The sequence below is a fragment of the Mesorhizobium sp. P2_C5_2 genome, from assembly GCF_056404535.1.
This window is the reverse complement of the sequence record NZ_JBFUDV010000008.1, coordinates 136,648-158,226: the sequence shown is the minus strand read 5'-3', so window position 1 is coordinate 158,226 and position 21,579 is coordinate 136,648. Positions and strand designations below refer to the sequence as shown.

The following is a 21,579-nucleotide window of genomic DNA, read 5'->3' as shown; positions in this document are numbered from 1 at the left end:
TCATATGGACGGAGGCAGCGTGCCTCCGGCCGAAAACTCAGCCCTGGCGCGCCTTGTAGCGCGGAGCGGTCTTGTTGATGATGTAGACGCGGCCCTTGCGGCGAACCAGCTGGTTGTCGCGATGACGCGCCTTCAGCGCCTTGAGCGAATTCTTGATCTTCATGGTCTTGCCCGTCGGTCTGGGCCCTGTTCGGGCCGAATTATTAAGGCGCGCCTGGAAAGCGCGCCTTTGAACTTGCGGTGGCTCATAAACGAGGAGCCTTGCCCGTGTCAACCGCAAGCGTGCTGGATAGAGGCTGAGAACGGCTTTGGCCATCAAATATCCGCCATCTCCGCTCCCCGCCATTGCGCAGCCGAAGGCGGGCTGGAATGGTGCGGCGCCTGCAAGCTGATTTGGAGACGTCCATGCGCCTGTTGTTTCTGTCCGCGTGCCTCGCCGTTCTGGCCGCCGCCTCTACCGCGCAGGCGCAGGAGTGCGACCGCAACGACGACAGCCAGCAGATGATGAATATTTGCGCCGGCGAGGACTACCAGGCGGCCGACGCCAAGCTCAACCAGGCCTACAAGGATCTGGTCGGCCGCAACGACGACAAAGGCAGGAAGCTGTTGTTGCAGGTCGCGCAGCGCGCCTGGATCGTCTTCCGCGACGCCGAATGCGCCTATACGACGACAGGCAGCGAAGGCGGCTCCATCCATCCGATGGAGGTTTCGCAATGCCTGACCGGACTGACGGAACAGCGCATTAAACAGCTCACCTCGGGCGCCAACTGCCAGGAAGGCGATACGAGCTGCGCCAGCCCCGACGAGGACGGGGATCTGAACGACGAGCTGCAATAGAAGAGTTTAGCCGCGACGGCTGATGCGCGTGAAATGGCCCATCTTGCGGCCCGGACGGGCCTCGGCCTTGCCATAGAGATGCAGCATCAGGTCGGGCTCGGCGAGCAAGGCGGGCACGCGCAGGACGTCGTCGCCGATCAAATTTTCCATGACGCAGTTGGAATGCCGCCCCGGGTTGCCCAGCGGCAGGCCGGCAATGGCGCGGATATGCTGCTCGAACTGTGAAACGATGCAGGCGGCTTCCGTCCAGTGACCGGAATTGTGCACGCGCGGCGCCATCTCGTTGGCCAAGAGCGAGCCGTCGGCAAGCACGAAGAACTCCACGCCGATGACGCCGACGTAATCGAGGGCCGACAGGATTTTCGCTGCCGCCGCCTGTGCCGCTGCCGCCGTGTCCAGCCTGATCTGGGCCGGCAAAGTGGAGGTGTGCAGGATACCGTCGCGGTGGATATTCTCGGCCGGATCGTAGGCGGCGACCGCGCCGTCCAGCCCGCGTGCGGCGATCACCGAGATCTCGCGCTCGAAGGCGACGAAGGATTCCAGGATCAGCGGCACATTGCCCATGGCCTCGCAGGTGCCGGCAAAGCCGCCCGTCTCCATGTTGCGGAAGACGCGCTGTCCCTTGCCGTCATAGCCCATGCGGCGGGTTTTCAAGATGCCGCTGCCTGAGAACTCTCTCAGCGCCGCCGTTAGCTCGTCGTCATTGTCGACGGCGCGGAAATCCGCGGTCTTGATGCCGATGCCGTTGAGGAATTGCTTCTCCGCCACCCGGTCCTGGGCGACTTCCAACGCCCTGGGCGGCGGATAGACCGTCACCTTGGCAGCAAGCGCACTGGCGGCGGCCACCGGCACATTCTCGAATTCGTAGGTGACAACGGCGCTGACTGCTGCCAGTTCGGCAAGGGCGGCCGCATCGTCGTAGGCCGCCGTGATCTGGCGGTTGGCCACTTGGGCTGCCGGGCAGTCCGCCTGCGGCTCAAGGATCACGGTGCGGTAGCCGAGGCGCGCTGCCGCCATGGCTAGCATGCGGCCGAGCTGGCCGCCGCCGATGATGCCGATGGTCGATCCCGCGGGCAGGCTCACGGCGCGTCCGTTGGTTCGGCGGCGACCTTGGCTGTCTGGGCGGCACGCCAGGCATCCAGCCGGCCGGCGAGCCTGTCGTCGTTGAGCGCCAGCACAGCAGCGGCGAGAAGGGCTGCGTTGGCCGCGCCGGCCTTGCCGATGGCGAGCGTGCCGACAGGAATGCCGGCCGGCATCTGGACGATGGAGAGCAACGAATCCTGGCCCGACAGCGCCTTCGATTCGACCGGCACGCCGAACACCGGCAGCGGCGTCATCGCTGCCGTCATGCCGGGCAGGTGGGCTGCACCGCCGGCGCCGGCGATGATCACCTTGTAGCCGGCGGCCTTGGCGCCCTTGGCGAAGTCATAGAGCCGGTCGGGGGTGCGGTGGGCGGAGATGATCAGCCGCTTGTGCGGGATGCCCAACGCCTCCAGCGTTTCGGCGGCGTGGCGCATCGTCGCCCAGTCGGACTGGCTGCCCATGATGATGGCGACGTCGGCGCGGTGATCGGTCAAGCGCATGCTCCCGGCGGCAAAGGCGCGCCTTAGCGGAATTCGCGCAAAGCCGCAAGGATAGGCGACCGCCGGTAGTGGTCAGTTTGAAATCGGGCCACTCTTCGCTCTCAGCGCGATAGGATCAGTTTCGATGAGCCGAAGCGACCTGACCATATTCGCCGTTTGCGCCTTGTATTTGAGAAAATGCGGCGTGGTTAGATGGACTTCGTAGGCCGCCTGATTAGCGTAGCATTCGATCACGCGCACCTTTTCTGGCGCGCCTTTTTCCGACACGGCATGAAGGAAAAGCACGCCAGGCTCGATTCGCACAGAAGCCTCAATCTCTTCGGCAAGCAGGGCCTTATAGCTGTCGATCCGATTAGGATCGATTTCCAGTTCTGCCATCCTGACAATCAGCATCAATTGGTCTCTTGCTTTTTGTACGGGTCGCGAACCATCGGCTTACGGCTTCCTTCGCTTCGATCAGCGCCACGATATCGCCGATCTCCCAAAGCTTGCCAGTCACGCCAGCAGCCATCGCCGGGGTCATGTGCAGGGTCGCATGGATACGAACAAAATTGTAGTACATGAAGTGCAGCGCTACGGCGTTGGCGTGAGCCTCCACCTTTTTGGAGAAGCCGTTGGTCAGGCGCGTGACCCACTACCCGGCCGCCGGCAAGGGCAGCGGCGGCAAGCAATTCACACCGCTGCCTTGCGGAAGCGGGCGACGAAATCGTCGAGTTCGGGGCGCTCCATGTCGGAGATCGCCCAGTAGGAGAAGGCGCCGTCGCTCCAGTGCACCATGGAGAAGCCGCCCGAGGAAACGTCTTTCGGCTCGGTGACACGGCCACCTTCCTGCGGCTCGGCGACCAGCGTGATCAGATGCTCGCGGTGGCGATAGACCAGCGCCGGCACGGGACGGCCGGACACCACCTCGACCCGGCCGCCGATCAGTGCGAACCCATCCGCGGTAAGATCGGGCGCCGGCGGCGACACGCCGATGCGGGCATCGAGCCATGGTTTCACCGTGTGGCGGTCGGACGAGACGATGTCGATCGGGCTGGCGGCGAGCAGGCTGCGGCGATGGTCGCCTGCGATTTCGGCAGCGATGCTGTCGGAGGCGCTGTTGAACATCACCCATTGTGTCGCCCCGCTGGCCAACACCGCTGACATCACGATCGACGCCGCCATGGCGCGCCAGTCGAACGAGCCGAAGCGGCCCGCCCTTGGCGCTGGACGTCCCTGGGACGGCCGCGTATCGGCCGCTCGCCGCTGGGTTCCGCCTGTCCCGGCGATCAATCCCGGCAGCGCCGACGGTGCGCCCCGCTGCGGCTCCCCGTCCTGCTCCTTCTCTGCCGATGCGGTGCCAATCGCCGCTATACGGGCCCGAAAGTCATCGCTGACATCGGGGCGCGGCAAGCGGCCGACCGCGCCTTGCAGGGCAAGGATGCGGGCGTGTTCGGCGGCAAGCGCCGGATCGGCGGCGATGCGGCGTTCAACGGCAAGTGCGGCCGCCGCATCGAGTTCGCCATCAACCAGGGCGTGGATCATCAGCATAATGCCTTCGGGATCGTTGGGCAGTCCGTCATCATGGGCGGTCATCGCGCTCTCCCCAGTTCGGACGCAAGCAGGCCGCGAGCCCGCGCCAGCCGTGACATCACCGTGCCGATCGGCACGCTGAGCATGACCGATATGTCGCGGTAGCTGAGGCCGTTAATGTCGCGCAGCACCAGCGTCTCGCGAAAGGGCTGCGGCAGCGCTGCAATCGCGGCTTCCAGCGCCGCCGTATCGGATTTGGCGATCAGGCTCGCTTCCGGGCCGTCCTCATCGGGCAGGCTGGTGCCGTGTGCGGCCGCCATCTCATCGAGATCGCCGAGGTCGCCGACGGCCATCATGCCGCGCGGCCGGTTGCGTGACATCCAGGTGTAGGCGGTATTGCGCACAATGGTCAGCAGCCAGGCGCGCGAATTGCCGCCGGCGTAGCCTGCGATGCCGGCATGCGCCTTGATGCAGGCATCCTGCACGACATCCTCGGCGTCGGCGGCATTGCCGGTCAGCCAGCGGGCCAGCGCAAGCGCGTCGCCGAGATGCGGCAGGACCACTTCGTTGAAGCGTTCGGCCACCTCGCTCAAAGCAGCACCATGATCGGACACTCCAGGACGAACAGGCCGGGCGCTCTCAGCCAGCGCCGGTCTCGCCCTGCTTGTGCGGGCGAACCCCGCAGAAACAGGCAAAGCCGCCTGCAGTAGCGAAAGTGAATTCATCTGCGTCACCAGTGTCAAGCGCCAGGCAGGAGACACGGATGACGATCATACGGTCCAACTCATGACGACGGCTGATGCCGCGGCCCTGTTCGCTGTCCTCAAAATGATACGACATGCCGTTCTCCCCAACGCCTGCAAAGGCGTATGTGGAGGAGACCTGTTGCGGCCGTGGTTTATTCCCGCAGCGTGCGAATCCGGCTGTTCACAGTCGCGTGATCAGCCGGGGTGCATGAGCTTCATTCTTCCGCGTTGGCGCTCAATCCGGCCAGCGCAAGGCGCCGGACGAATCCTTTCGCGGCTGTTTCATCGCATCCGCCGGCCGGTCGGCCGCAGTCAGCACGGCGCGCAGGCGCTCGGCGACGATCTCGGCCTCGCCAGGGTGCAGGTTGCACGGGTCGAGGAAGAAATGGCCGCGCTCGACCTCGTGGTTGCGCACGATGATCGGCGGCGAACCGGCGGCAAGCGCCGAGGCAAGACCAGCGGCGGTGAAGCGGCTTTCGGGCGAGACGAAGATCTGCAGCCGATCGAGCGGGTTGGCGGTGGGGTCGGGAATGATGTGGGCGGCAATGCCCGGTATCCCTTGCAGCGTTCCCTTCCACAGCTTGAGCGCCGCTTCCTCGCGCCGGCGGATGCCCACATGGTCGCGCTTTTCCCAGGCTTCGAGTGCCGCCATGGTGCCAGCGATGCTTTCCTTGCCGACCTTCATGGCGCGGGCGACGCCGCGGTTCTGCAGATAGGCGGCCCGTACCAGATCCTTGCGTCCCGTCACAATACCGCTGGTCGGCCCCGAGAGGAATTTGTGGCCGCTGTAGACGACGATGTCGGCGCCGCGGGCCAGGAAGCTGCGCAAATCATATTCGGAAGCCGCGTCGACGATCACCGGCACGCCCTTGGCGTGGCAAATCTCGCAGAATTCCTCGAGGGAAAGCATGCCGTACTGCACGGTGTGGTGCGCGACGACATAGAGTGCTGCCGCCGTGCGCTCGTTGATCGCTTCGCGCACGTGATAATCCTGGGTGACGCTGACAGTGCCCGCCGGAATGACCTTGGCGCCGGCCACCCGGATCGACTGGTCGATCGGCGCGCCGTAATTGACGATATGGCCAAGCTGGATGACGACTTCGGACTTCAGCCCTTCGGTATTGTCGGGCAGCCGTTCGATCGCCAGCAAATTGGTGCCCGTCATTGCCCCGGCGATCGCCATGGTGATGCCCGAGGCGCAGCAGGCGGTGATGAAGCCGGCCTCGCCGCCGGTAAGGCGGGCGGTGATCACGCTTGCGGCGCGCTGAAGATCGTCCATCTCCACCCATTGCGAGGCGATCTCGGCCATGGCGCTGATCGCCTCTGGAACGATGATCGAGGCGCCGAGCGTCGTCATCGTGCCGGAGACGTTGATGATCGGCCTCAGTCCCAGCCGTTCGCGAATCGTGGTGTTGGAGCCGGTGTCGGAATAGGTTTTCATTTTGAGCAGATCCCTTGACTGTCAGGCGGCGATCTCGACGACCGCTTCGATTTCGACGGTGATGTTTCCAGGCAGCGAGCCGACGCCGATCGCCGAGCGGGCGTGGCCGCCGATCTTGTCAAAGACGTTGGCGAACAGATCCGAGCAGCCATTGACGACTTTCGGGTGGTCGCTGAAGGTCGGCGTCGCGTTGACGAAGCCGAGCAATTTGACGACACGCACGATGCGGCCGAGATCGCCGGCGGCGGCATGCATGACCGCCAGCAGATTGAGCCCGGTGAGCTGGGCATGCTCATAGGCCTGCTCGACGGTAACGTCCTCGCCGACCTTGCCGGTGCACAGCGTGCCGTCGGCGCGCAGCGGCCCCTGGCCCGAGAGAAAGATCAGCCGGCCGCTTTCGGCATGGGTGACGAAATTGGCGATCGGTGTCGGCGGCTCGGGCAGCGTCAGGCCGAGTTCGGCGAGCCGGATGTAGGGCGTCATGGAAGAATTCTCCTTGGGGCGGCTTCAGCCGCCCATGTCAGAAATGCGAGGCGCGGAATCGCGCCAGGAAAGAGCGCAGGCGCTCGTTGGTGGTCTCTTGGGCGAGGATCTCCTTCGGCGGACCGACAGCGCTGACACCGCCATCGGCCATGAAGACGATGCGGCTCGAAGCGTCGCGGGCAAAGGCCATCTCGTGCGTGACCATCACCATGGTCATGCCGTCTTCGGCCAGGCTGCGCACAACGGCCAGCACCTCGCCGACCAGTTCGGGATCGAGCGCCGAGGTGATCTCGTCGAGCAGCAGGATCTTCGGCTCCATGGCAACCGCGCGGGCAATGCCGACGCGCTGCTGCTGACCGCCTGAGAGTTCCGCCGGCAGGCTGTCGGCCTTGTGGGTCAGGCCAACGCGGCCCAGCCAATGCTCGGCGATCTGGCGCGCCTCGGCCTTGCTTTTGCCGCGCACCTTGATGAGGCCTAGCATGATGTTGCCGGCGGCGGTGAGGTGCGGAAACAGGTTGAAGCTCTGGAACACCATGCCGGTCTCGGCGCGCATGCTGGCCAGGTCGCGCTCGCTGCGCCGCTGGCGTGCGCCGGCTTCGCGAAACCCGACCTCCTTGCCGTCGATGCGGATCGAGCCTGAGTCGTAGCTTTCGAGGAAGTTGACGCAGCGCAAAAGGGTCGTCTTGCCGCTGCCCGAAGGGCCGATGACGGTGACCACCTCGCCCTTGTCCACCTTGAGGCTGACCGAGCGCAGCACCTCGACCGAACCGAAGGCTTTCGAGACCCCGGCAATGTCGAGAAGAGCTGTAGTGTCGTTCGAGCTTGTGGCCATCGTGCTAGTCCCGGATGAAGGCGAAGCGCCGTTCCAGCCGTCGGCTGGCGTAGGAAAGCGCATAGTTGACGGCGAAATAGATCAAGGCGCCGAGGAGATAGAGCGGCATCGCCTCATAGGTGCGGCCGATCACCTGGTTGATCGCCTGCATCAGGTCGGTGATGCCGAGCAGCGAGACCAGCGCGCTGCCCTTGACCGCGTCGGTGACGCCGTTGATCCAGGGCGGCAGGAAGCGGCGGACGGCCTGCGGAAAGATGACGGAGGTGAGCCGCTGGCCAAAGGTCAGGCCGATCGCCATCGCTGCCTCGGACTGGCCTTTGGGAATGGAGCCGACGGCGCCGCGCACATATTCGACGACCTGCGCCGTCTTGAACAAGGTCAACGCCAGCACCGCTGCCCAGAAGGACTGCAGGCGCAGCCCGGCGGCGGGCAGGCCGTAATAGACGAAGAACATCAGCACCAGGATCGGGATGCCGCGAATGGTGTCCGAGAAGATGCGCACCGCCCAGCGCAGCGGCGCCGGGCCATAGACCAGGCCGACGCCGAGCGCGACGCCGGCAATCAGCGACAGCACCACGACCAGCAGCGATACCCACAAGGTGATGGCGAAGCCCTGGGCGAGGAATGGCAAGGCGTAGAGGATCTGGCCCAGCATGTCAGCGCGCCGCCCTGAACCGGCGCTCGACCAGCCGCAGCCCGAATAAGAGTGTGTAGCCAGTGACGAGATACATTGCAGTCGTCACCAGATAGACCTCGACGATGCGGAACGTGTTGAAGTTGATCCACTGCGCGCCATAGGTCAGTTCGGGCACGGAGATGACCGAGGCGATGGACGTGTCCTTGAACAGCGAGATGAAGGTGTTGGAGAGCGCCGGCAAGGTGATGCGCAGCATCGTCGGCAGGCGCACGTGAACCAGCCGCTGCCAGGGCGTGAGCCCGATTGCCTTGCCGGCATCGAGTTGCCCGCGCGGCACGGCTTCAAGACCGGAGCGGAACACCTCGACCAGATAGGCGCCGCTATAGACCGACAGCGTCAGCACGAACGAGGTCGGAGCATCGTAGGCGAGATCGACCACCGTCGGCACGCCATAGAAGACGAGATAGACCAGCAGGATCAGCGGCACGTTGCGGATGAACTCGACATAAGCCGCAATGATAGCGCGCACCACGCGACCGGCCGAGACGTACCAGACCGCCAGCACCAGGCCGATCACGACGCCGATGGCAATCGAGATCACGGCAAGCTCGAGGCTGAGCAGCAGGCCGCCCCAGAGCTTGTCGAAATGCCGCCAGATCAGATTGAAATTGAGCGTATAGCCCATGCGTCTCCCGCAATGCCAAGGGCCGCAAACAAGAACGGAGTGGAAGGGCGCCGTGCGCCCTTCCACCGGATGAAGTCAGCTGGATATTATCATATGACCGGGAAACCGGGGTGACGGGCCGGCGGCTCCTGGCCGAAATAATCCTTGAAGGCGGCGTCGTAGAGCGCCGTCTCGTGGCCGAACATGGCGATGGAAAAAGTCTGGTTGACGAAGGTCAGCCAGTCGAGGTCGCCTTGCCTGACCGCCGCGCCGTAAAGCATCGAGTACCAGCTCTTGCCGGCATCGAAATATTTGTCGGGGTTGCGCGAGGCGAGCCAGCGCACGGTGGAAAGATCGACAGCGGCGGCATCGGCGCGTTTCGATTCCAGCGCCTGCAGCACGTTGGCCTGGGTGTCGATCTGCAACACCTGCGCCTCCGGCAGCGCGAAATGGACCGAGTTTTCGGCATCGACGTTCTGCAGGATCGAGATGCGGGTCGCCGAACCGCCGGCGAGCAGTTTGTCGAAGGTCTTGTTTTCCGCTGTCGGCAGCGTCAGCAGGGCGACACCTTCGACATAGTAGGGCCGCGAGAAGTGGATCAACTGCGAGCGCTGCGCGGTCATGGTCATGAACTGGATGGTGATGTCGACCTTGTTGGTGGTGACATTGGGAATGCGCTGCGCCGGGTCCTGCATGACGAACTCGACCTTGCTCGGATCGTCGAACAGGCCCTTGGCCAGGATGCGGCCCATGGTGATGTCCATGCCCACCAGTTCGCCGGCATCGTTCTCGAAATGCCAAGGCGCGTTGGTGCTGCCGGTGCCGACGATCAGCTTGCCGCGGTCGAGCGCGGTGCGCAGCACGCTGTCGGTTGCGGCCTGTGCTGCGGCCTTCTCTGCGCTGACAGCGGTCATCACACCGGCTGTTGCCAGTCCGGCCATGCCCAGTTTCAGAAAATCTCGCTTGGATGCGTCGTTCACTGCGACCTCCTGTTCGTTTTGAGTTCCCCTTACAGGCACATGTGTCGCTTATGCGAATTTGTCTCTTACAAAAGACACATGTATCCTATACAAGACAGATACTAACATTAGGAATCGACAATGCAAGACGGCAATGACGTCACCGATCAGCCAGTTCTTGGCCCAGCCACGGACAGGACATCGGGTTCGCGCGAAAAAGGTCTCAACCGGGTGCTGGAGATCCTGGAGTTCCTGCATGTCACGCAGCGCGCCATCGGCATTGGTGACCTCGCCAAGGGGGTGAATGCGCCGCGCTCCACCACGTACACGCTGGTGCGCTCGCTGGTCGATGCCGGTCTGCTGGAGATGGAAGGCGACGGTAACAGGGTCTATTTCGGCAAGAAGCTCTACCTCTACGGAATGGACTATGTCAGGGGCAACGACCTGCTTCGGCGGGGCCGGCAGGAGGTCGACAATCTGTCACGCGAGACCGGCGAGACCTCCGAATTGTGCATGCTGCAAAGCGGCCGCTACACCATCGTCCATTCGAGCCCCGGCACCAGGCCGTTCCGCATCAGCTCGGCCACCGGCCTGCAGATCCCGCTGCCATGGACGGCATCGGGGCGGCTGCTTCTAGCCGGGTTGGAAAGGGCCGCTATCCAGGACATGGTATCGGAAGATGACCTTTTGCTGCCGGACGGCCGCAGGCTAAAGCTCGACGACTTCATCGCCGATATCGCGACGGCCAGGACGACCGGCTATTGCATCACGTCGGGGCTGGTTGACGCCTATACCAAATGCCTGGCCGCTCCGGTCTTCGCCGCCGCCGGCAAGGTCGAGGCGACGATGTGCCTGGTGGTGCCGATCGACACCACGGCGGACAAGACAGACGAATTGCTGACGCTGTTGCGCCAGCGCGCGGCGCGGCTGTCGATAGCTGGATAACAGTTCAGGCACTGAGGCGTCGGCTAAGCGATAATATCTGGAATGATCTTGTCTTCCAGCGCCATCAAGCGGTCCTTAAGGAACAGTTTCTTCTTCTTCATGCGCTGGATCTGCAAGGGATCACAGCCCATGGCGATCATCGCATTGATGGCCGCATCGAAATCGGCATGTTCCTGCTTCAGGCGGGAAAATTCGAGGCGGACATCAGCCTTTTCCTGGTCGGACATTCTCTACCGTCTGCACGTCTGCGGCGCCCAGCAATGGGCATGATTGGGCGGGGGTGGCATCAATTGCCACCGGCGCGCAGCCAATATCACATTTCACATTGTCGTGGAATGCTACCACGCAGCATTCGACATCGAAGCTGGAAGGTGGCAAAGTGTCATTGTGCCGTCACAGAACGACCTGCGGTGGACGTGCCTTTGACGGCTGCAATCGAGGAAACCATGAAAGGGAGAACCAATCATGTCTCTTGCATCCCATCTTGATGAGTTGCAGCGGAAACACGGTGATATCGAACGCGAAATCGACGATGCGATGAACCATCCATCGGTCGATGACCTCGAAATCGTGAATCTCAAGCGACGCAAGCTGGCACTCAAGGACGAGATTGAAAAACTGAAGGCGAAACCGACGACACACTGACGCCCTTCCTGGATTAGACGCGCCGCCTGGCGCGCGACCATCGTTCCGGTGGCAGCCATGTTGGCGAGCTGATACCGTCTGTGACGGGTCGCCGCGTCTTGGCGATTTGCCGGGCCTGCCCGCCCCGTCGCCATTGACAAGCCATCTTTGCTCCTCCACCTCATGCCCGAACCTCAGCGCAATGCGCTGATAACTGTTTGAGCGTGTGCGTCGACATGGTGGCACGTCGCTCGGGTGATTAAGAGGCGGCCGGCCATGACCGGATATTTTTCCTCCCCCTTTCCGCGCCGCACCTCGGTCGGCGTCGATGTCGGCGGCGTGATCGTCGGCGGCGGCGCGCCGGTCGTCGTGCAGTCGATGACCAACACCGACACGGCCGATGTCGACCAGACCGTGGCGCAGGTTGCGGCACTGCACCGCGCCGGCTCCGAGATCGTGCGCATCACCGTCGACCGTGACGAAAGCGCCGCGGCCGTGCCGCGCATTCGCGAGCGTCTGGAACGCCTCGGCATCAATGTGCCGCTGGTCGGCGATTTCCACTATATCGGCCACAAGCTGCTCGCCGATCATCCGGCCTGCGCCGAGGCGCTGGCCAAATACCGCATCAATCCCGGCAATGTCGGCTTCAAGGACAAGAGGGACCGCCAGTTCGCGGCGATCGTCGAAATGGCGATCAAGCACGACAAGCCGGTGCGCATCGGCGTCAACTGGGGTTCGCTCGACCAGGAGCTTTTGACCCGGCTGATGGACGAAAACCAGGCGCAAGGTTTTCCGCTGACGGCGCAGGAGGTCACCCGCGAGGCGATCGTGCAGTCGGCGATCCTGTCGGCCGAAATGGCCGAAGAGATTGGCCTGGCCCGCGAAAAGATCATCCTGTCGGCCAAGGTCAGCGGCGTGCAGGATTTGATTGCCGTCTACACCGAACTTGCCACGCGCTCCAACCATGCGCTGCATCTCGGCCTGACCGAAGCCGGCATGGGCTCCAAGGGCATCGTCGCCTCGTCGGCCGCCATGGGCATCCTTTTGCAGCAAGGCATTGGCGACACCATCCGCATCTCGCTGACGCCGGAGCCGAATGGCGACCGCACGCGCGAGGTGCAGGTTTCGCAGGAGCTGCTGCAGACCATGGGGTTCCGCCAGTTCGTGCCGATCGTCGCCGCTTGCCCCGGCTGCGGCCGCACGACATCGACCGTGTTCCAGGAACTGGCGCAGAACATCCAGGCCGATCTCAGAAAGAACATGCCTGTGTGGCGCGAGAAATACCCCGGCGTCGAGAACCTCAAGGTCGCGGTGATGGGCTGCATCGTCAACGGACCCGGCGAATCCAAGCATGCCGATATCGGCATTTCGCTGCCCGGCACCGGCGAGACGCCGACGGCGCCGGTCTTCGTGGACGGCAAGAAGGCGGCGACGCTGCGCGGTCCGTCGATCGCCGCCGATTTCGAGAAGATGGTCGCCGACTATATCGAGCAGCGGTTTGGACAGCACGGCAAGGCCGCGGCCGAATAGGCCATGCGGGGGCTGCTCAAAGCCGGTGTGATCCTGCTCTGCGGGCTGGGTTTTACCGGACAGGCCCTCGCCGATCCGCCGCAATCGCGCTCGGCGGCAAAACGATTGATTGGCCGCGTCTGCGATCTGATCGAGGCGCATGCCGAACAAAACGGCCTGCCCAAGGATTACTTCGCCCGGCTGATCTGGAAGGAAAGCCGCTTCGATCCCAATGCGGTGAGCCCGGTCGGCGCTGAAGGCATCGCCCAATTCATGCCGGGCACCGCCAGGATGCGCGGGCTGGCCGACCCGTTCGACATCGACCAGGCGATCCCGGCCTCGGCAAAATATCTTGGCGAGATGAAACTCGCCTACGGCAATCTCGGCCTGGCGGCTGCGGCCTACAATGCCGGCGAGAACCGTGTGTCGCGCTGGCTTGATACCGGCGGCTTCCTGCCGATGGAAACCGAAGCTTACGTCTTCGACGTCATGGGCGAGCCGGTCGACAAATTCTCCGACAGTGCCTACGCCGGAACGGTCGAGCCACTCGATGCGAAGACGAGCTTTGCGGTCGCTTGCCGCAAGCTGCCGGTGATCATGTCGCGAACCGTGGCCATGGCCTCAATCAATGTGAAGCCATGGGGCGTCCAGGTGGCCGGCAATTTCCGCCGTGGCGCCGCGATCAATCAATGGCTGCGAGTGCGGAGCCGGTTTCCGGCGCTGCTGTCCGGGCATGATCCGGTTGTCAGCCGGGTGCGCACGCCGATCGGCCGGCGCGGTATCTATGCCGTCAGGATCGGCGTTGACGACCGCGCTGCGGCCAACGTCATCTGCCAGAAACTGCAAAGCGTCGGCGGCGCCTGTATCGTTGTGCGCAACCGGTAGGCATGCGCGCAACGTGGCTTCTCTTTGGAAGGTTCGCGAGATGACAGCCGGGATTGTCCTGCTCAATGGTGTCGGCAGCGCCGGCAAAAGTTCGATCGCCAGAGCCCTGCAGACAATCACTGCCGTGCCCTTCCTGCATGTCCAGATGGATGCCTTCATCGACATGCTGCCTGCGGCGCTTCAGGATCATGCCGACGGATTTTCCTTTGAGACGGTGCTGGAGAACGGCAAGCCGTCGGTGGTCATCAGAAGCGGGCCGGTCGGCATGCGAACGATGCGCGGCATGCGCCACGGCATCGCCGCCATGGCAGGGCAAGGCAACAATCTCATCGTCGACGACGTGCTCTGCAATGGCGAGATATCGGAGTATCTCCAACTGCTGTCGGGTTTCGATCTGCATCTGGTCGGCGTCATCGCGCCGCTCGAGGTTCTTGAGGCGCGGGAGGCAACGCGCGCCGACAGGCTTCCCGGCCTGGCGCGCTGGCAGTACGAACGTATGCACAAGGCATAGACTACGATCTCGAAGTCGAGACCAGCCGGCTAACGCCGCTCGAATGCGCCCGTCGCATCCAGCAGGAATTTCAGCTATAGGCCGACGCTGAAGTGGCCGGGCTTGCCCTGGCTCTGACGAGCGGCAAGGACAGTGCATGTTAGACGGCTACATAATCTGCGGCACGCCGAGAACTGGAAGCACCTTGCTGTGCGGCCTGCTGGCATCGACGAAGGCGGCCGGCGATCCGCATTCGTTTTACAGGCGGCAGGACATGGCGGAGTGGGCCGAAGAGTGGCATTTGCCGCATCCCGAGACGATGAACGCGCATGAGTTCGATGCCGCCTATCTCCAGGCAGCGATCAGCGCCGGTAAGGGCCAGACGGATGTCTTCGGCCTGCGTCTGATGCGGGAAAATCTGGATGAGCTTTCGGCGATCGTCGACGGAATTTTCCCCGCACTGCCATCGGACAAAGCGCGTTTTGAAAAGGCCTTCGGCCGTATCCTCTACATTCATCTTTCGCGCGAAAACAAGCTGGCGCAGGCGGTCTCGCTGATCAAAGCCGAGCAGACCGGGCTTTGGCATATCGCGCCTGACGGAACCGAGATCGAACGGGTCGCGCCGCCGCAGGAACCCCGCTACGATTTCGAGCGGATACAGCGTGAGCTCGCCGAGCTCGAAGCCTATGACGCGGCCTGGAACACATGGTTTGCGGAGCAGGGGATAATGCCGCTGCGGATTGGCTATGAGCGTCTCTCAAGCGATCCGGCCGCGACATTGGCGTTGATATGCGAGGCCTTGTGCGTGCCGCCACCCGAGGCCGAGGACGTGACGCCGGGCGTTGCGAAGCTCTCGGACGAAATAAGCCTGGACTGGATGCGCCGCTATCGTCTGGACACGGCCGTCTGAGGGCTTTGGCTGACGCAATTCGCAAGGGAAAGCGCTACGCGCTTTTCCCGGGAAAGCCGCGTCACACGTTTCCTGAAATTGCTCTATGCCGTCTTCGCTGCCACCGTCTCGCTGAGCCAGGTGCCGATCTTGCTGCCGAGGCGGTCGGGTGAGACAGGCTTGGGCAGATAGTCGTCCATGCCGGCCTCGATGCATTTGTCGCGGTCGCCCTTCAGCGCGTGCGCGGTGACGCCGATGATCGGTGTGTGGTCGCCTGTCGCGGCCTCCGCCGCCCTGATAGCGCGGGTCGCCTCGTAGCCGTTCATCTCCGGCATGGAGACGTCCATCAGGATCAGCTTCGGCCGCAGCGCCCGGTACATCTCGACGGCGGTGCGGCCATTGCCGGCGATGCGGTAGCTGAGGCCGAGGCCATTGAGGATCTGGCCGAAGACCAGCTGGTTCACGTCATTGTCCTCGGCAATGAGGATATCGATCGGGCCGTTCGGCGTGGTCGTCGATTCGGGCACTGTGGCCGCAGGCATCACCGGGCCGCGAATTACGGTGAAGGCCGGCGGCGCCACGGGCGCTGCCTGCGCAACAACCGGCTCGCGAATGAATTGGGCCTTGCCGATCTGGGCGCGAGCCTTCTGGATGACCGAGATGACGGTGCCGAGCAGGATGGCCGAGCGCGCCGGCTTGGTCAGATGCGCGGCGATGCCGAAATCGATGACCATCTTGCCGAAATCGACCTGGTCGACCGAGGTCAGCAGCACCACCGGAATGGCTGACAGTCGGCTGTCGCCGGCAATCGCCTTGGCGACGTCGGCGCCGTTCATGCCGGGCATTTGGTAGTCGAGAATGATGCAGTCGACCGCGGCACCGAGCTGACTGGCCCGGTCGAGGAAGGCAAGGCCGACCGCCCCGCTTTCGGCGGCCGCGCAGTCGAAGCTCCAGCTTCTGAGCTGTTCCAGCAGGATCTCGCGGTTGACCGGGTTGTCGTCGATGACCAGCACGCGGGCGCCGGTGACGTCGACCGGCACGATCTCGTCGCGCGAGTCTTGTTTGTGTGCCGGCATCGGCACGGCGAACCAGAACACCGAGCCGCGGCCGATTTCGCTTTCGACGCCGATCTTGCCGCCCATCAGGTCGACGAGGCGGGCGGCAATCGCAAGGCCGAGGCCCGTGCCTTCATGGCGGCGCGTCGACGAGCCGTCGACCTGGGCGAATTTCTCGAACACGTTCTCCAGCTTCTCGGCCGGAATGCCGATGCCGGTGTCTTCGACGCGGACCTTGAGCTGGACCAGGCCGTCGACCACCTCACCGCCAACGTCGATCAGCACATGGCCCTTTTCGGTGAACTTCACCGCATTGCCGAGCAGATTGGTGACGATCTGGCGGAAGCGTCCGGCATCGCCGACGACATGGGCCGGCAGGCGCGGGTCGACACGCACGATCAGTTCGAGGTTCTTTTCGGCAACGCGCGCCGACACCAGCGTGGCGACGTCCTCGACCGCTTCGGCAAGCCGGAAGGGCGCGGGGTCGAGCGTCAGCTGGCCGGCATTGATCTTGGAGAAATCGAGGATGTCGTTGATGATGGTGAGCAGCGCGTTGCCGGATTTGACGATGACGTCGGTGAAGGTTTTCTGGCGCGCAGTGAGATCGGTCTTGGCAAGCAGTTCGGCCATGCCCAGCACGCCATTCATCGGCGTGCGGATCTCGTGGCTCATATTGGCCAGGAATTCCGATTTGGCGCGGTCGGCGGCCTCGGCCTTGAACAAGGATGCGGCGGATTCGGCGAAGGCGCGGCGGATCGCCTTTTCCATCGGCCGGAAGATCCACAAGGCGACAATGGCAAGAACCGCAAACAAAAGGCCGCTTGCCCACAGAAGCAGCCTGTCGCTGGAGGCGTCGGCCAGATGGCGTTCGCCGTCCATGGCGGTGCGCACCCGCACCAGCATCGGTTGAACGAACAAATCGTTCTGGTTGCGGATTTCGCGCGAGCTCCATTCGTCGGTCTTTTGCGCCGCAGACATCAGGTTGAAGTTGCGCACCATGTCACGCGACGACCAGAACAGGTCACCGTTGACGGCAGCCGAGGAGAGTTCGCCCAGCGTTTTGGTCGACAGGCTCGGCTTGATCGCGGCAAGCTGGGCAGAGAGCGTTTCGATCTCGCCGGTCAGGCGTTGCGAATGGCCGCGCGCGGCAGCCGCAAGGCCGTCACGGGTTTCGGTGCGCCAGGCGGTGCTGGCGGTTTCGGCAAAACTGGAGGCGTTGCGCAGGTCGCGGGTGAAGACGACGAGATTGCTGCTCAGCGCGTCGACGTCGTGACGAAAGGAATTGACGCGATTGAGCGCAAACATCACTGCGGCTGAGGCCAGCGCGAAGATCAGCAATCCCGAGATATAGCGGATCCGGATCGAACGGATCAAGGAAGAATATTCCGGCATGCGCAACCCCAACACATACGCATCATTTTAACGGTCGGGATTACGCTTGATTTACATTAAAATTTCGTTCGTGCCGGTCGGCTCACATCTCCCGCAGGATGGCGGCGTGCATAAAAAACCTCGCGTGCATGTCACACCAGCCGATCCTGTCTCGTCATGATGTCGTAACCCAACAGAAGGACTGCAATCATGACCGCCAAAATTGACCTCTTCGCCGTTGCCCCAGCGCTGATCAAGCAATGGCAGCGCGCATCGACGGAGCTCTCTATCGCCGCCGGGCTCGAGCACAGCCTCAACGAGCTGGTGAAGCTTCGGGCGTCGCAGATCAATGGCTGCGCCAACTGCATCAATCTGCATGCGACCGAAGCACGCGAAAATGGCGAGACCGAGCAGCGCATCTATCTGCTGCCAGCGTGGCGCGAGGCGCCTTGCTTCAGCGATCGCGAACGCGCCGCGCTCGGCTGGACCGATGCCTTGACGCGGCTTAGCGAAGGACAGGACCGCGAACGCGCCTATGCCGATCTGAAGGCGCATTTCACCGACGAGGAGCAGGTCAAGCTCACCTTGTTGATCAACATCATCAACGGCTGGAACCGCATCGCCGTCGGCTTCGGGCTTTACACCGATGCAGCAGCGATCCGATCCAGCGCCAAGGCGGCAGCGGCCTGATGACGGAGGCTGAAACCGGGGATGCGGCAGCGGGCTTCGGCCCGCTGCGTCCGACGCTGATGCGGGTCGCCTACCGTATGCTGGGCTCGGTGAGCGACGCCGAGGATGTCGTGCAGGAGGCTTTCATCCGCTGGATGGGGACCGACCGATCGCAGGTGCGCGAGCCCGAAGCGTTCCTGCGCCGCACGGTGACGCGGCTTTGCCTCGACCAGCTCAAATCCGCGCGACACAAGCGCGAAACCTATATCGGCCCCTGGCTGCCCGAGCCGATCGTCGAAGAGGACGATTTGGAAGACGTCACCTTGCCGCTAATGCTGGTGCTGGAGCGGCTTTCGCCGCTCGAGCGGGCGGCCTTTCTGCTGCACGATGTGTTCGGGCTGGAATTCGAGGAGGTGGCGACCGCCATCGAGCGTGACTCAGCCGCCTGCCGGCAACTGGCTGCGCGCGCACGTGGCCATGTCCGCCAGGCGCGGCCCCGCTTCAAGGTGGAGAAGCAACGCGGCCTCGACATCGCCGAAGCCTTCTTCGCGGCGTCGCGCAGCGGCGACATGCAGGCCCTTGGCGCGCTGTTGACGGCCGATGTCAGTTCGCATGCCGATGGCGGCGGCAAGCGTCCCGCAGCTTTGGCGCCGGTGCTGGGCTTCGACGCCGTCATGAAGCAGTACGAGCAGGTGGCGGCCTGGCTGCGCGACAATCGCTCGACGCTGTTGCGCGTCGGTTTTATCAACGGATTGCCGGGGTTCGTTACGCGCGAAGCCGATGGCGAATTGCAGACGACCGCCCTTGACATCGAGGACGGCAAGATCGCGGCCGTCTATGTCATGCGCAATCCCGACAAGCTCAGGCATCTGCATTAGAGCGCGGTTGAATCGCGGAGCTAAATAGCGGTTCGACCCGCCTCCAAAGCAGGCCCTTCCTGTGTGCGACCCGCCATGACGATGTCAGGGGTCCTTTGCCGTTCTCGCCACCGACCTCTAGGATGCCTTCTCACCCTCAGGTGTCTGGATCAGCCTCCGCGCCGCATCTGCTCCTGCCGCAAGGATGCGATCCGACAATTCGGTCCCTGCCACCGCTCGGGCCAATTGAAGCGTGCCGATGAGGGTCGCAAAGACACCCAGCGCATCGCCTTCCGGATCCTTGGCCCGCGGAAATGCGGCAGACAACTGGCGCGCCAAAATCAGCAAGCGGTCGGTATAGACTTCGCGCGTTTCGGGTGGCTGACGCGCGAGTTCCGGCAACAGCGCGGCCGACGCGCAGCCCGTTCCCGGATTGTCCCGGTGCTCGGCTGACAGATACGCCGCTATGCCCATCTCCGGACCACCGGCGGCCAATGCTTCCTGCAGTTGCTGCGACTGGGTCTCCATAGCCGCTGCCAGGCTTTCACGTACAAGCTCCGCCTTGGATTGGAAATGCGGATAGAAGGCTCCGTTCGTCAGCCCGGCGTCGCCCATGATGGTTGCCAGTCCGGACGCGGCTATGCCGTCACCGCGAAAACGCTGGGCTGCGACCTCCACGATCCGATCGCGTGATGCATCCTTTCGGCCCTTTTCGTAGCGCATGGCGGCCATTCCTTTCTGCTATTGCATTATGAGCGTAATATGATATTACGACTGTAATTCAACCGATGGCAAAAAGCTAGCCCTCATGTCTCTGGAGTATCAAATGAGTACCCTTTCGGGAAGAACCGCGATCGTGACGGGAGCCTCCTCGGGCATCGGCCACGCCACGGCCGAGGCCTTGGCACGGGCGGGATATACCGTCTTCGGGACAAGTCGCGGCAAGGCCCGCAACGGCCCGACGCAGGTGTCCATGCTGACGTGCGACGTGACCGACGGGGAGTCCGTCAGCGCCCTCGTTTCAACCGTGCTGGCCCAGACCGGCCGCATCGACCTGCTGGTCAACAATGCCGGTGTCGGGCTGCTTGGCGGCGCAGAGGAATCCTCGGTCGCACAGGTGCAGGCGCTGTTCGACGTCAATCTGTTCGGCGTCATGCGCATGACCAATGCGGTGCTGCCGTCAATGCGACGGCGCGGCCAAGGGCGCATCATCAACATCGGCTCGATTCTGGGATTAGTACCCGCGCCATATTCAGCTCACTACTCGGCAGTCAAGCACGCGCTCGAGGGCTATTCGGAATCGCTCGATCATGAGGTTCGTGCCTTCAACATTCGCGTCTCGGTCATCGAGCCGGCATTCGTACGTACCGTCTTCGACCAGAACGGAATCGAGCCGGATTCCCTGTTGGAGGAATATGATCGGGCGCGAGCCGGGTTAAAGGCGCTGCTTGCCGATGTGATGCCCAAAGCCGATCGACCGGAAGTGGTGGCCGATGTGGTCGTCAAGGCGGCGACCGATGCCCGCCCGCGACGGCGCTACACCGCCGGCAAGGCAGCGCGCCAGGTCAGCCTGCTGCGCCGCTTCGCCCCCGCGGAGATGTTCGACAAGAGCTTGCGCAAGCAGTTCCGCCTGCCGGCCTGAATATCAGCGAGAAGAAGGATTTCACGCACATGCGACACGCAACCACAACGCAATTGGCCAGGCCGCACAGGACGGAGGTGCCAAGCATGACACATACATTCGATCAGAGTTCACGGGCACTGTTCCAGGACGCGCCCACTCGCGCTGTCAATGTCGGCGGCACGGCATTTGTTTACCGGGAACTCGGGCCCAGGACGGGCGTGCCGGTGATCCTGCTCAACCATCTGGGCGCTCAGCTGGACAACTTTGATCCACGCATCGTCGATGGCCTCGCCGCGACCCGGCGGGTGATTGCCTTCGACAATCGGGGCGTCGGCGCCTCGGGTGGCAAAACGCCATCGACCATTTCCGAGATGGCGCGGGATGCGGTCGCCTTTATCCGGGCGTTGGGGTTCGGAGAAGTCGATCTCTTCGGCTTTTCGCTCGGCGGCTTCGTGGCGCAGGAGGTCGTGCTGACCGAGCCCGGGCTTGTGCGCAAACTCATCCTGGCCGGCACGGGGCCGGCCGGGGGCCAAGGCATCGACAAGGTTACGCCGCTGACGATCGTGGACATGATCAAGGGCGCGCTGACGTTTCGGGATCCGAAATACTATCTCTTCTTCACAACGACGCCGAATGGGCGCCGCGCCGCGAGAGCATTTCTGGAACGGCTGAAGGAGCGCCGGACCAACCGGGACAAGCCGATATCGCTGCGCGCGTTCGGCGCGCAACTCAAGGCGATCAAGGCCTATGGACTGCAGGCCCCGCAAGACCTGAGCGCCGTCCACATTCCCACCTTGGTTGCGAATGGCGACCAGGACAGGATGGTGCCAAGCAGCAATACCTTCGATCTCGCCCGGCGGATACCGGGGGCACAGTTGGTTATCTACCCGGATGCCGGGCATGGCGGGGTATTTCAGAACTATGCCGATTTCGTCCCGAAAGCCCAGTCCTTCCTCGCGGCCTAGCG

At 63.4% G+C, this 21,579-nt stretch carries 27 protein-coding genes and 1 pseudogene; 11 read left to right on the top strand and 17 right to left on the bottom strand.

Annotation, left to right across the window (positions count from 1 at the left end):
* Positions 1–37: 37 nt before the first annotated feature.
* A complete protein-coding gene (gene ykgO, locus AC1D1B_RS27245; RefSeq protein ID WP_006327841.1) occupies positions 38–163 on the bottom strand; it encodes a type B 50S ribosomal protein L36 in 126 nt (41 codons plus the stop codon).
* Between the two features lie 242 nt (positions 164–405).
* Here ykgO and AC1D1B_RS27240 point away from each other — a divergent pair, with 242 nt between their 5' ends.
* Positions 406–837: a lysozyme inhibitor LprI family protein gene (locus AC1D1B_RS27240; protein WP_477336128.1), complete on the top strand. Its 432-nt coding sequence runs from the start codon at positions 406–408 to the stop codon at positions 835–837.
* A gap of 6 nt (positions 838–843) precedes the next feature.
* Here the strand turns inward: AC1D1B_RS27240 and AC1D1B_RS27235 are convergent, their stop codons facing one another.
* The 13 genes and pseudogenes from AC1D1B_RS27235 to AC1D1B_RS27175 form a co-directional block, all read right to left on the bottom strand.
* The gene (locus AC1D1B_RS27235) at positions 844–1,920 is read right to left on the bottom strand and encodes a 5-(carboxyamino)imidazole ribonucleotide synthase (RefSeq protein ID WP_477336039.1); all 1,077 of its coding nucleotides are present in this window, start codon (positions 1,918–1,920) and stop codon (positions 844–846) included.
* Entirely contained in the window at positions 1,917–2,414 is a 498-nt protein-coding gene (gene purE, locus AC1D1B_RS27230; protein WP_477336037.1) for a 5-(carboxyamino)imidazole ribonucleotide mutase, read from the bottom strand. The genes AC1D1B_RS27235 and purE overlap by 4 nt, the downstream gene beginning before the upstream one ends.
* A 78-nt stretch (positions 2,415–2,492) precedes the next feature.
* Positions 2,493–2,813 (bottom strand): putative quinol monooxygenase, encoded by a 321-nt coding sequence (locus AC1D1B_RS27225; RefSeq protein ID WP_477336035.1) that lies wholly within the window; start codon positions 2,811–2,813, stop codon positions 2,493–2,495.
* Positions 2,813–3,048 (bottom strand): annotated as a pseudogene (locus tag AC1D1B_RS27220) (IS1 family transposase); the annotation flags it as partial. The gene AC1D1B_RS27225 and the pseudogene AC1D1B_RS27220, both read right to left, overlap by 1 nt.
* A 44-nt stretch (positions 3,049–3,092) precedes the next feature.
* Complete coding sequence (locus tag AC1D1B_RS27215; protein ID WP_477336033.1) at positions 3,093–3,995, bottom strand: anti-sigma factor family protein; 903 nt, start codon at positions 3,993–3,995, stop codon at positions 3,093–3,095.
* Positions 3,992–4,627, bottom strand: a complete 636-nt coding sequence (locus AC1D1B_RS27210; RefSeq protein WP_477336126.1) for a sigma-70 family RNA polymerase sigma factor — start codon at positions 4,625–4,627, stop codon at positions 3,992–3,994. The genes AC1D1B_RS27215 and AC1D1B_RS27210 overlap by 4 nt, the downstream gene beginning before the upstream one ends.
* Positions 4,572–4,772, bottom strand: a complete 201-nt coding sequence (locus AC1D1B_RS27205) for a hypothetical protein (RefSeq protein WP_477336142.1) — start codon at positions 4,770–4,772, stop codon at positions 4,572–4,574. The genes AC1D1B_RS27210 and AC1D1B_RS27205 overlap by 56 nt, the downstream gene beginning before the upstream one ends.
* A gap of 141 nt (positions 4,773–4,913) precedes the next feature.
* Entirely contained in the window at positions 4,914–6,119 is a 1,206-nt protein-coding gene (locus tag AC1D1B_RS27200; protein ID WP_477336031.1) for an aminotransferase class V-fold PLP-dependent enzyme, read from the bottom strand.
* A 21-nt stretch (positions 6,120–6,140) separates the two neighbouring features.
* The gene (locus AC1D1B_RS27195) at positions 6,141–6,602 is read right to left on the bottom strand and encodes a RidA family protein (RefSeq protein WP_352556624.1); all 462 of its coding nucleotides are present in this window, start codon (positions 6,600–6,602) and stop codon (positions 6,141–6,143) included.
* Positions 6,603–6,639: 37 nt separating this feature from the next.
* Complete coding sequence (locus AC1D1B_RS27190) at positions 6,640–7,434, bottom strand: amino acid ABC transporter ATP-binding protein (RefSeq protein WP_477336029.1); 795 nt, start codon at positions 7,432–7,434, stop codon at positions 6,640–6,642.
* A 4-nt stretch (positions 7,435–7,438) separates the two neighbouring features.
* On the bottom strand, positions 7,439–8,089 hold the full coding sequence (locus tag AC1D1B_RS27185) for an amino acid ABC transporter permease (protein WP_477336027.1): 651 nt from the start codon (positions 8,087–8,089) through the stop codon (positions 7,439–7,441).
* A gap of 1 nt (position 8,090) precedes the next feature.
* Positions 8,091–8,756, bottom strand: a complete 666-nt coding sequence (locus tag AC1D1B_RS27180) for an amino acid ABC transporter permease (RefSeq protein ID WP_477336025.1) — start codon at positions 8,754–8,756, stop codon at positions 8,091–8,093.
* An 89-nt stretch (positions 8,757–8,845) separates the two neighbouring features.
* Positions 8,846–9,715, bottom strand: coding sequence for a transporter substrate-binding domain-containing protein (locus AC1D1B_RS27175; RefSeq protein ID WP_477336023.1), 870 nt, complete (start codon positions 9,713–9,715; stop codon positions 8,846–8,848).
* A 120-nt stretch (positions 9,716–9,835) separates the two neighbouring features.
* On the opposite strand from AC1D1B_RS27175, the gene AC1D1B_RS27170 reads away from it, so the two are divergent.
* Positions 9,836–10,639: an IclR family transcriptional regulator gene (locus AC1D1B_RS27170; protein WP_477336021.1), complete on the top strand. Its 804-nt coding sequence runs from the start codon at positions 9,836–9,838 to the stop codon at positions 10,637–10,639.
* Between the two features lie 23 nt (positions 10,640–10,662).
* Here AC1D1B_RS27170 and AC1D1B_RS27165 read toward each other — a convergent pair whose 3' ends face one another.
* Positions 10,663–10,866: a YdcH family protein gene (locus tag AC1D1B_RS27165; RefSeq protein WP_023673103.1), complete on the bottom strand. Its 204-nt coding sequence runs from the start codon at positions 10,864–10,866 to the stop codon at positions 10,663–10,665.
* A gap of 238 nt (positions 10,867–11,104) precedes the next feature.
* On the opposite strand from AC1D1B_RS27165, the gene AC1D1B_RS27160 reads away from it, so the two are divergent.
* The 5 genes from AC1D1B_RS27160 (at position 11,105) to AC1D1B_RS27140 (ending at position 15,057) form a co-directional block, all read left to right on the top strand.
* Positions 11,105–11,284 carry a YdcH family protein gene (locus tag AC1D1B_RS27160; protein WP_095487303.1) on the top strand — a complete coding sequence of 60 codons (180 nt, stop codon included), beginning with the start codon at positions 11,105–11,107 and terminating at the stop codon, positions 11,282–11,284.
* Between the two features lie 255 nt (positions 11,285–11,539).
* Positions 11,540–12,793: a flavodoxin-dependent (E)-4-hydroxy-3-methylbut-2-enyl-diphosphate synthase gene (ispG, locus tag AC1D1B_RS27155; RefSeq protein WP_477336019.1), complete on the top strand. Its 1,254-nt coding sequence runs from the start codon at positions 11,540–11,542 to the stop codon at positions 12,791–12,793.
* A 3-nt stretch (positions 12,794–12,796) separates the two neighbouring features.
* Entirely contained in the window at positions 12,797–13,657 is an 861-nt protein-coding gene (locus AC1D1B_RS27150) for a transglycosylase SLT domain-containing protein (RefSeq protein ID WP_477336017.1), read from the top strand.
* A gap of 40 nt (positions 13,658–13,697) precedes the next feature.
* Entirely contained in the window at positions 13,698–14,168 is a 471-nt protein-coding gene (locus AC1D1B_RS27145; protein ID WP_477336016.1) for a chloramphenicol phosphotransferase CPT family protein, read from the top strand.
* 136 nt (positions 14,169–14,304) lie between these two features.
* Complete coding sequence (locus AC1D1B_RS27140) at positions 14,305–15,057, top strand: Stf0 family sulfotransferase (RefSeq protein WP_477336014.1); 753 nt, start codon at positions 14,305–14,307, stop codon at positions 15,055–15,057.
* An 83-nt stretch (positions 15,058–15,140) separates the two neighbouring features.
* Here the strand turns inward: AC1D1B_RS27140 and AC1D1B_RS27135 are convergent, their stop codons facing one another.
* Positions 15,141–17,483 carry a response regulator gene (locus AC1D1B_RS27135; protein WP_477336013.1) on the bottom strand — a complete coding sequence of 781 codons (2,343 nt, stop codon included), beginning with the start codon at positions 17,481–17,483 and terminating at the stop codon, positions 15,141–15,143.
* Positions 17,484–17,672: 189 nt separating this feature from the next.
* Between AC1D1B_RS27135 and AC1D1B_RS27130 the strand changes: the two genes are divergently transcribed.
* Positions 17,673–18,152, top strand: coding sequence for a carboxymuconolactone decarboxylase family protein (locus AC1D1B_RS27130; protein ID WP_477336011.1), 480 nt, complete (start codon positions 17,673–17,675; stop codon positions 18,150–18,152).
* Complete coding sequence (locus AC1D1B_RS27125; RefSeq protein WP_477336009.1) at positions 18,152–19,009, top strand: sigma-70 family RNA polymerase sigma factor; 858 nt, start codon at positions 18,152–18,154, stop codon at positions 19,007–19,009. The genes AC1D1B_RS27130 and AC1D1B_RS27125 overlap by 1 nt, the downstream gene beginning before the upstream one ends.
* A 117-nt stretch (positions 19,010–19,126) precedes the next feature.
* Here AC1D1B_RS27125 and AC1D1B_RS27120 read toward each other — a convergent pair whose 3' ends face one another.
* The gene (locus tag AC1D1B_RS27120; protein WP_477336007.1) at positions 19,127–19,711 is read right to left on the bottom strand and encodes a TetR/AcrR family transcriptional regulator; all 585 of its coding nucleotides are present in this window, start codon (positions 19,709–19,711) and stop codon (positions 19,127–19,129) included.
* A 103-nt stretch (positions 19,712–19,814) separates the two neighbouring features.
* Here AC1D1B_RS27120 and AC1D1B_RS27115 point away from each other — a divergent pair, with 103 nt between their 5' ends.
* Positions 19,815–20,630 carry an oxidoreductase gene (locus AC1D1B_RS27115; protein ID WP_477336124.1) on the top strand — a complete coding sequence of 272 codons (816 nt, stop codon included), beginning with the start codon at positions 19,815–19,817 and terminating at the stop codon, positions 20,628–20,630.
* 86 nt (positions 20,631–20,716) lie between these two features.
* Complete coding sequence (locus AC1D1B_RS27110; protein ID WP_477336005.1) at positions 20,717–21,577, top strand: alpha/beta fold hydrolase; 861 nt, start codon at positions 20,717–20,719, stop codon at positions 21,575–21,577.
* The last annotated feature ends 2 nt before the right edge of the window (positions 21,578–21,579 follow it).

Excerpts from the sequence above, each read along its gene's own strand:
- ykgO (WP_006327841.1), bottom strand. The coding sequence starts at position 163 with ATGAAGATCAAGAATTCGCTCAAGGCGCTGAAGGCGCGTCATCGCGAC.
- AC1D1B_RS27240 (WP_477336128.1), top strand. The coding sequence starts at position 406 with ATGCGCCTGTTGTTTCTGTCCGCGTGCCTCGCCGTTCTGGCCGCCGCC.
- AC1D1B_RS27225 (WP_477336035.1), bottom strand. The coding sequence starts at position 2,813 with ATGCTGATTGTCAGGATGGCAGAACTGGAAATCGATCCTAATCGGATC.
- AC1D1B_RS27215 (WP_477336033.1), bottom strand. The coding sequence starts at position 3,995 with ATGACCGCCCATGATGACGGACTGCCCAACGATCCCGAAGGCATTATG.
- AC1D1B_RS27205 (WP_477336142.1), bottom strand. The coding sequence starts at position 4,772 with ATGTCGTATCATTTTGAGGACAGCGAACAGGGCCGCGGCATCAGCCGT.
- AC1D1B_RS27200 (WP_477336031.1), bottom strand. The coding sequence starts at position 6,119 with ATGAAAACCTATTCCGACACCGGCTCCAACACCACGATTCGCGAACGG.
- AC1D1B_RS27195 (WP_352556624.1), bottom strand. The coding sequence starts at position 6,602 with ATGACGCCCTACATCCGGCTCGCCGAACTCGGCCTGACGCTGCCCGAG.
- AC1D1B_RS27190 (WP_477336029.1), bottom strand. The coding sequence starts at position 7,434 with ATGGCCACAAGCTCGAACGACACTACAGCTCTTCTCGACATTGCCGGG.
- AC1D1B_RS27185 (WP_477336027.1), bottom strand. The coding sequence starts at position 8,089 with ATGCTGGGCCAGATCCTCTACGCCTTGCCATTCCTCGCCCAGGGCTTC.
- AC1D1B_RS27180 (WP_477336025.1), bottom strand. The coding sequence starts at position 8,756 with ATGGGCTATACGCTCAATTTCAATCTGATCTGGCGGCATTTCGACAAG.
- AC1D1B_RS27170 (WP_477336021.1), top strand. The coding sequence starts at position 9,836 with ATGCAAGACGGCAATGACGTCACCGATCAGCCAGTTCTTGGCCCAGCC.
- AC1D1B_RS27165 (WP_023673103.1), bottom strand. The coding sequence starts at position 10,866 with ATGTCCGACCAGGAAAAGGCTGATGTCCGCCTCGAATTTTCCCGCCTG.
- AC1D1B_RS27160 (WP_095487303.1), top strand. The coding sequence starts at position 11,105 with ATGTCTCTTGCATCCCATCTTGATGAGTTGCAGCGGAAACACGGTGAT.
- ispG (WP_477336019.1), top strand. The coding sequence starts at position 11,540 with ATGACCGGATATTTTTCCTCCCCCTTTCCGCGCCGCACCTCGGTCGGC.
- AC1D1B_RS27150 (WP_477336017.1), top strand. The coding sequence starts at position 12,797 with ATGCGGGGGCTGCTCAAAGCCGGTGTGATCCTGCTCTGCGGGCTGGGT.
- AC1D1B_RS27145 (WP_477336016.1), top strand. The coding sequence starts at position 13,698 with ATGACAGCCGGGATTGTCCTGCTCAATGGTGTCGGCAGCGCCGGCAAA.
- AC1D1B_RS27140 (WP_477336014.1), top strand. The coding sequence starts at position 14,305 with ATGTTAGACGGCTACATAATCTGCGGCACGCCGAGAACTGGAAGCACC.
- AC1D1B_RS27135 (WP_477336013.1), bottom strand. The coding sequence starts at position 17,483 with ATGCCGGAATATTCTTCCTTGATCCGTTCGATCCGGATCCGCTATATC.
- AC1D1B_RS27130 (WP_477336011.1), top strand. The coding sequence starts at position 17,673 with ATGACCGCCAAAATTGACCTCTTCGCCGTTGCCCCAGCGCTGATCAAG.
- AC1D1B_RS27125 (WP_477336009.1), top strand. The coding sequence starts at position 18,152 with ATGACGGAGGCTGAAACCGGGGATGCGGCAGCGGGCTTCGGCCCGCTG.
- AC1D1B_RS27120 (WP_477336007.1), bottom strand. The coding sequence starts at position 19,711 with ATGCGCTACGAAAAGGGCCGAAAGGATGCATCACGCGATCGGATCGTG.
- AC1D1B_RS27115 (WP_477336124.1), top strand. The coding sequence starts at position 19,815 with ATGAGTACCCTTTCGGGAAGAACCGCGATCGTGACGGGAGCCTCCTCG.
- AC1D1B_RS27110 (WP_477336005.1), top strand. The coding sequence starts at position 20,717 with ATGACACATACATTCGATCAGAGTTCACGGGCACTGTTCCAGGACGCG.